Source organism: Streptomyces sp. UH6 (assembly GCF_013421635.1).
GTDB lineage: Bacteria > Actinomycetota > Actinomycetes > Streptomycetales > Streptomycetaceae > Streptomyces > Streptomyces abyssomicinicus.
In genome coordinates this window covers 1-5,796 of record NZ_JACADT010000314.1, presented here as the reverse complement: position 1 = coordinate 5,796, position 5,796 = coordinate 1, and the positions used below count along the sequence as shown (strand labels likewise).

7 protein-coding genes are annotated in these 5,796 nt (G+C 74.5%); 2 read left to right on the top strand and 5 right to left on the bottom strand.

The window, feature by feature from the left end:
* Positions 1-16 precede the first annotated feature (16 nt).
* Entirely contained in the window at positions 17-1,240 is a 1,224-nt protein-coding gene (locus HW445_RS16325; protein WP_180221749.1) for a cysteine desulfurase-like protein, read from the bottom strand.
* Positions 1,241-1,717: 477 nt separating this feature from the next.
* On the opposite strand from HW445_RS16325, the gene HW445_RS16320 reads away from it, so the two are divergent.
* Together HW445_RS16320 and HW445_RS16315 are read left to right on the top strand one after the other, a co-directional pair.
* A complete protein-coding gene (locus HW445_RS16320) occupies positions 1,718-2,482 on the top strand; it encodes a thioesterase II family protein (RefSeq protein WP_180221748.1) in 765 nt (254 codons plus the stop codon).
* Between the two features lie 188 nt (positions 2,483-2,670).
* Positions 2,671-3,300 (top strand): 2OG-Fe(II) oxygenase, encoded by a 630-nt coding sequence (locus tag HW445_RS16315; protein WP_257231106.1) that lies wholly within the window; start codon positions 2,671-2,673, stop codon positions 3,298-3,300.
* 183 nt (positions 3,301-3,483) lie between these two features.
* Here HW445_RS16315 and HW445_RS16310 read toward each other — a convergent pair whose 3' ends face one another.
* From HW445_RS16310 to HW445_RS16295, 4 genes are all read right to left on the bottom strand, one after another.
* Positions 3,484-3,981, bottom strand: coding sequence for a hypothetical protein (locus HW445_RS16310; protein ID WP_180221747.1), 498 nt, complete (start codon positions 3,979-3,981; stop codon positions 3,484-3,486).
* A 222-nt stretch (positions 3,982-4,203) separates the two neighbouring features.
* Complete coding sequence (locus tag HW445_RS16305; RefSeq protein ID WP_180221746.1) at positions 4,204-4,422, bottom strand: EF-hand domain-containing protein; 219 nt, start codon at positions 4,420-4,422, stop codon at positions 4,204-4,206.
* Positions 4,423-4,459: 37 nt separating this feature from the next.
* Positions 4,460-5,185: a VOC family protein gene (locus HW445_RS16300; RefSeq protein WP_180221745.1), complete on the bottom strand. Its 726-nt coding sequence runs from the start codon at positions 5,183-5,185 to the stop codon at positions 4,460-4,462.
* 100 nt (positions 5,186-5,285) lie between these two features.
* A partial coding sequence (locus HW445_RS16295; protein WP_180221744.1) for a TOPRIM nucleotidyl transferase/hydrolase domain-containing protein occupies positions 5,286-5,796 on the bottom strand: 511 nt, incomplete at its 5' end.

The following is a 5,796-nucleotide window of genomic DNA, read 5'->3' as shown; positions in this document are numbered from 1 at the left end:
GGCCGAGCGGGCGCGGTCAGCGCAGGATCTGCTCGAGCGCCGCCAGCAGACGGTCGACGTCCTCGTCGTCGTTGTACGGGGCCAGACCCACCCGCACCCCGCCCTCGTCGCCCAGGCCCAGGTGACGGGACGCCTCCAGGGCGTAGAAGGAACTTGCCGGGGCGTCCACGCGGTGCTCCGCCAGCCGCCGCGAGACCTCCGCCGCGGGAACCCGGCCGGCCGTGAACAGCAGGGTGGAGGTGCGCAGTGCGGCACGGGAGTGGAGGGTGACGCCCGGCAGCTTCGCCAGTCCCTCCTCGATCCGCTCGCGGAGGCGGTCCTCGTGCTCCTCCGCCGCCGCGAAGGAGGCCACCAGCCGCTCCCGGCGGCCCGGACCGGCGCCTCCCGGCGCCAGATCGGCCAGGAAGTCCACGGCGGCCCGCGTCGCCGCCAGCAACTCGTAGGGCAGCGTGCCCAGTTCGAAGCGCTCGGGGACGGCGTCGCTCGACGGCAGGAGCTTGTCGGGGTGCAGCGACTCCAGCAGCTCGGCGCGTCCGGTCAGCACCCCGAGGTGCGGGCCGAGGAACTTGTACGGGGAGCAGACCAGGGTGTCCGCGCCGAGCGCCGGCAGGTCGACGGCGACGTGCGCCGCGTGGTGCACGGCGTCGACGTGCAGCAGCGCTCCGGCCGCGTGCGTCAGCGCGGCGATGGCCGGCACGTCGGGGCGGGCCCCGTTGAGGTTGGAGGCGGCGGTGACCGCGACCAGGCGGGTACGGGGGGACAGCACCGCCTCGATGTGCTCGGGCCGCAGCTCACCGGTGGCCGGGTCGAAGTCGGCCCACCGCACGACGGCGCGCGCGGCCTCGGCCGCCTGCACCCAGGGGCGGATGTTGGAGTCGTGGTCCAGCCGCGTCACGACGACCTCGTCCCCGGGCCCCCAGTCCTTGGCGAGGGTGCGGGCGAGGTCGTAGACCAGCTGGGTGGCGCTGCGGCCGAACACCACCGTCGAGGCGGGGGTGTTGAGGAAGTCGCCCATGGCGCGGCGCGCCCCGGTCACGATGTCGTCGGCGTTGCGCTGCCCCTCGGTGACCCGGCCGCGGTTGGCCAGCGGGCGGGTGAGGGCCTCGGCCATCGCGGCCACCACCGGCGCGGGGGTCTGCGTCCCGCCGGGCGCGTCGAAACGGGCCCAGCCGGAGGTCAGCAGAGCCGGGAAGTGGGCACGCACGGCGGCGACGTCGAAAGTGGGGGCGTGCGAAGTCACGCAGAACCTCCTGGGCGGGGCGAAAGACAAGGTCAGGGCATGATCGCAGCCCGCGGAGGCATCGGGGAAGGGCGGGGTGATGAGCGGTGATGAGCGGTGATGAGCGGTCCGGGCGGTCCGCGGCTCCCCAAAGCCGCCTCGCGCCCGGACCCTCGGCCGGAAGGTCGGAGGCCGGTGACCCTCCGGTGGTCGTTGTGGCGCCGCCCGCCCCGTCGCCGGGACCGACGGCCCCAGTCGCGGGGCCGGCCGGCTCGGTGGGCGCGCAGCCCCTGCGACCGGAACTGTTCTCCCTTCGCACCTACCACAACATTTGGTGCGAACCGGAACATTCCCGTTCCTGTGACGGAAGCCGCAGGCGTTGCGTAGGCTCCGCGGCACGGGAGGGGCAAGGGGCCGGTCCCCGGGAATCCGGGGAGGCGGTGCGATGATCGGGGCCGGGGGAGTGCAGTCGGACGGGTCGAACAGAAGGTAGGGGCAGTGACCGAGCGCCCGAGGCGGACGGCCTGGATACGACGGTTCCACACCGCGGCGCCGGACGCGCCGCACGTGGTGCTCTTCCCGCACGGAGGTGCGGGGGCGACCTCCTTCCACCCGCTGTCCCGCGCGCTGAAGCCGCACGTCCAGGCGCTGGTCGTCCAGTACCCGGGGCGGCAGGACCGGATCGCCGAGCCCTGCGTCGCGGACGTCGGGGAGCTTGCCGACCGCGTCGCCGAAGAGCTGGAACCCTGGGCCGACCTCCCCCTGGTGCTGTTCGGCCACAGCCTCGGCTCGGCCGTCGCCTTCGAGACCGCCGTGCGGCTGGAGCGGCGCGGGACGACCGTGCGCGCCCTGTTCGCCTCGGCCCGGCGCGCTCCGTCCCTGCCCCTGGACGGCGCCCCGCCGTCGCTGGACACCGACGCCGAACTGCTCGGCATCCTGAAGCAGCTGGGCGGCGACTCCGCCCCGCAGATCCCGGACGACCCCGCGTTCCTCGAACTGGTCCTGCCGGCCGTCCGCAACGACTTCCACGCCAGCAACCGCTATCGCGCCCCCGCCGGCCTGCGCCTCACCTGTCCGGTGACCGGCCTCGCGGGCGAGGAGGACCCCGCGGTGGCGGTGTCCGAGGTCGGGGCGTGGGCCGGCCACACCACGGGCCCCTTCCGGCTGCTCACCTTCCCCGGCGGCCACTTCTACCTCGACGACCGGCTCGAGAGGATCCGCGAGGAGATCACGCGTGCGGCCGTTCGACGGAATCCGCCGTGAGGGGAGGGCGTCCGGGCGGGTCGCCCCGACCGTCCGGCCGATGTGGCGTCTAGCTTCTCAGCAGTCGATCACCTTTCCGTCCGGGGCCGACCCGTGACCCGGCCTGATCAGGAAGGCGGGGAACGATGACGGTGCGGGATTCCGCGACGGCGACGTCGCAGCCGGCTCGGCGACGGACCACGGTGTCCATGGACGCGGTCTGGCGGCTCGCCCCCGTGGTCTGCCGCCTCACCGGCTTCCTGGGGGAGCAGACGTCGGCCGCTCTGCTGCGGAGGGCCGTCGCCGCGGCCGGCGCCCTGGAACCGTCCACGGTCGACGGCCGCCAGGTCGTTCCCCACGTACGGCGCTCCCGGTCCGGCTGGTTCGCCGCCCCCGAACTCCTCGACGCGATCGGCGACGTGCTGCCGGCGGTGGAGCAGACGCTGGGCGTCCCCTGCCGCGACACCGTGCCCTCGTACAGCCTCAACGTGCACAACGACGGCGACTTCTACCGGGCGCACCAGGACACCGACGGCGTCGAGTGCGCCGACCGCCTGCTGACGTTCGTCTACTACCTGCACGCCACGCCCCGGCCCTTCCAGGGCGGCGAACTGCGCGTGTTCGACGGCGCCGAGCCACTGGACGGGAAGAAGGCGAGGCGGTGGGAGGACCGCACGTGGCGGGACTGGGAACCCCGGCACGACAGCATCGTCTTCTTCCGGCCCACCCACTGGCACGAGGTGCGCAAGGTGAGCTGCCCCAGCGGGCGGCCGGAGGACAGCCGCTTCGCGGTCAACGGCTGGCTGTGCCGCCGCCCCGCCCGGCCCTCCGCCGGGTGAGGGGACGGCGGGGCCGTGGACCGGCTGCCGGGAAGACGCCCGGACGGTGAAGGGCGCGTCGGTGGCGGTGGCCCCGCCCGGACCGTACCGGCCCGCCCGGACCGTACCGGCCCGCCCGGACCGTACCGGCCCTCCCGGACCGTACCGGCCCTCCCGGACCGTACCGGCCCTCCCGGGCCGGGCCTACGCGGGGTCGTCCGTCCCGTGGACCCGGCCGCCGGACAGCGGAACACCGCGGCGCCGGCCCAGCACGCGGAACCAGACCGTCCCCACCACCAGCGCGACCAGCCCGGCCGGTGCGAGCCAGGTGTCCAGCAGGTCGCCCAGGTACGCGTCGTCGAGCGCGGCGCCGACCGCGAACGCCAGGACGCCCAGGTACAGCACCAGCCCCGGGGCCCAGCCCTTCGGGTGCAGCGAGAGACCGCCCATCACACAGCCGAGGAGCAGCGGCACCAGGATGCCGAGGCCCCCGGCGACCACCGCGCCGGCGATCAACAGGCCCCATGCCCACATCCAGAGCGGGTCGTCGTCCGGCACCCGCCCGTCCAGCGACGCGCCCACGCCCAACGCGATCAGGACCAGCAGGGCGCCCGCGCCGAAGCCGATCAGGATCATGCGGGTGAGCCGCTTCTCCCAGCGGTCGATGAAGGGGAAGCTGTAGCGGTACGGGGATCCGGCCATGGGCAGACCGTAGCGCCGCCCCGGCCTCGGGTACACCGCGGGTGCACGGCGTCCTCGGGCGTCGCCCCCGCCCCTTCCGCGACCGCGACCGTCGCGACGTGACACCTCGTCGGCCGGCGGGCAACGGCGTGGACCCGGCCTCGGCAGCCGCCGGCCGTCAGGGGGAAGCCGCCCGGGCCCGGTGCGTCCCGCGCACCGGGCCCGGGTGTTCGCGGACGCGTCTCAGCCGTTCATGGCGGCCCAGAACTCCTCGAAGGACATCTGCCGGTCGCCGTCGGTGTCGAGCGAGTCGATCAGCTCCCGGGCCTGCTCCTCGGTGATCCCGGTGCCCTCCAGCTCCGACACGACCTGCCGGTACTCCTCGGCCGTCACCTGGCCGTCCCCGTCGACGTCGTAACGCTCGAAGACCTTGCGCGCCGCCGCCTTCACGATGTCCGTCATCGTCTCCACCCCTCTGCGATCTTGACCTGGGGCAAGGCTATCGGGCCGTCCGCACGGTGAACTCGTTGCCGTCGGGATCGGTCAGGACCACGCGTCCGCCGTCCTCGCGCCGGTCGCCGCCGGGTCGAGCCGCGCCGAGGGAGACCAGGCGCCCGATCTCCGCCTCGAGGTCCTCGCCGGCCCGCACCGTGAGGTCGAAACGGATCCGGTCCCTGCCGAGGCGCGGCATCATCGGAGGACCACCCCAGGTGATCTTCGTCCCGCCGGCGGGCGACTGGACCGCCGTCTCCTCGTTCTCGTCCCAGACCAGCGGCCAGCCCAGCGCGCGGCTCCAGAAGTACCCGACCGCCTGCGAACCGTCGCAGGCGAGTGCCCCGACGAGTCCGCAGCCGGACAGGAAGCCGTTGCCCGGCTCGATGACGCAGAACTCGTTGCCGTCCGGGTCGGCGAGCACCACGTGGGACTCCTCCGGGAGCTGGCCGACGTCGGTGTGGCGGCCACCGAGCGCGAGCGCCCGCGCCACGGTCTCCCGCTGGTCGTCCAGGGAGGTGCTCGTCAGGTCGAAGTGCAGCCGGTTCTGGCCCGACTTCGGCTCCCGGGTCCGGACGAACCGGAGCGGGAGGTCGGTCCCCCCGGCCGGCAGGACGGTGACCGCGTCAGCGGTGCCGCCGTCGGTCTCCCGGCCCAGGAGGCCCGCCCAGAAGCGGGCGAGGGCGGCCGGATCGAGCGCGTCGAAGGTGAGCGCGTGCAGGTGGGAGGTCATTCCTCGTCCATCTCGGTCTCGCGGGTCGGAAGGTGCGGGGTGGGTCGGAGAAGGCGGCGCCGGTGGACGCGGGGGCGGGAGGGGCCGGCGGCGGTGGACGTCACAGGCCGGCGAAGAGGCCGCGGAGAGGGCCGGGGACCTCGTCGGGCCCGAGGGCCTCGACCAGCACGCGGCCGTAGTGGATCTTGCGGCCCTTCTTGGTGCCGAGGAACCGACGCAACTGCCGCTCGCGGGACCTGCCCTGCTGCGCGGGCTGGCTCCGGAAGGTCTGCCAGGCACGCAGGTCGCCCTCGGCCCGGACCGTCTCCTCGACCCATTCCGCGCCGAGCGCGCGGATCAGCTCCTCCTCGAGGTCCGCGACGCACACGAAGACGCCGTCGCGCGGCGCGCCCGCCCGCTCCAGTCCCCGGTCGTAGTACGGCCGTTCGCGCTCGTCGCACAGGCCCGTCAGGCGCAGGCCGAGCCCCGGAGGGCCGAGGATCCGGGCGAAGCGGGCGGCGTTCATGGCGCCGTTCATCGACAGCACGCACACCCCCTCCGCCGCGAGGTCCCGGCCGCGCAGGGCGGCCAGCGCGTCGACGGCCGCGAGATCGCTCGGTCCCTCCAGCAGC

Coding starts and splice junctions, on each gene's coding strand:
- HW445_RS16315 (WP_257231106.1), top strand. CDS start 2,671: ATGGACGCGGTCTGGCGGCTCGCCCCCGTGGTCTGCCGCCTCACCGGC.
- HW445_RS16300 (WP_180221745.1), bottom strand. CDS start 5,185: ATGACCTCCCACCTGCACGCGCTCACCTTCGACGCGCTCGATCCGGCC.
- HW445_RS16305 (WP_180221746.1), bottom strand. CDS start 4,422: ATGACGGACATCGTGAAGGCGGCGGCGCGCAAGGTCTTCGAGCGTTAC.
- HW445_RS16310 (WP_180221747.1), bottom strand. CDS start 3,981: ATGGCCGGATCCCCGTACCGCTACAGCTTCCCCTTCATCGACCGCTGG.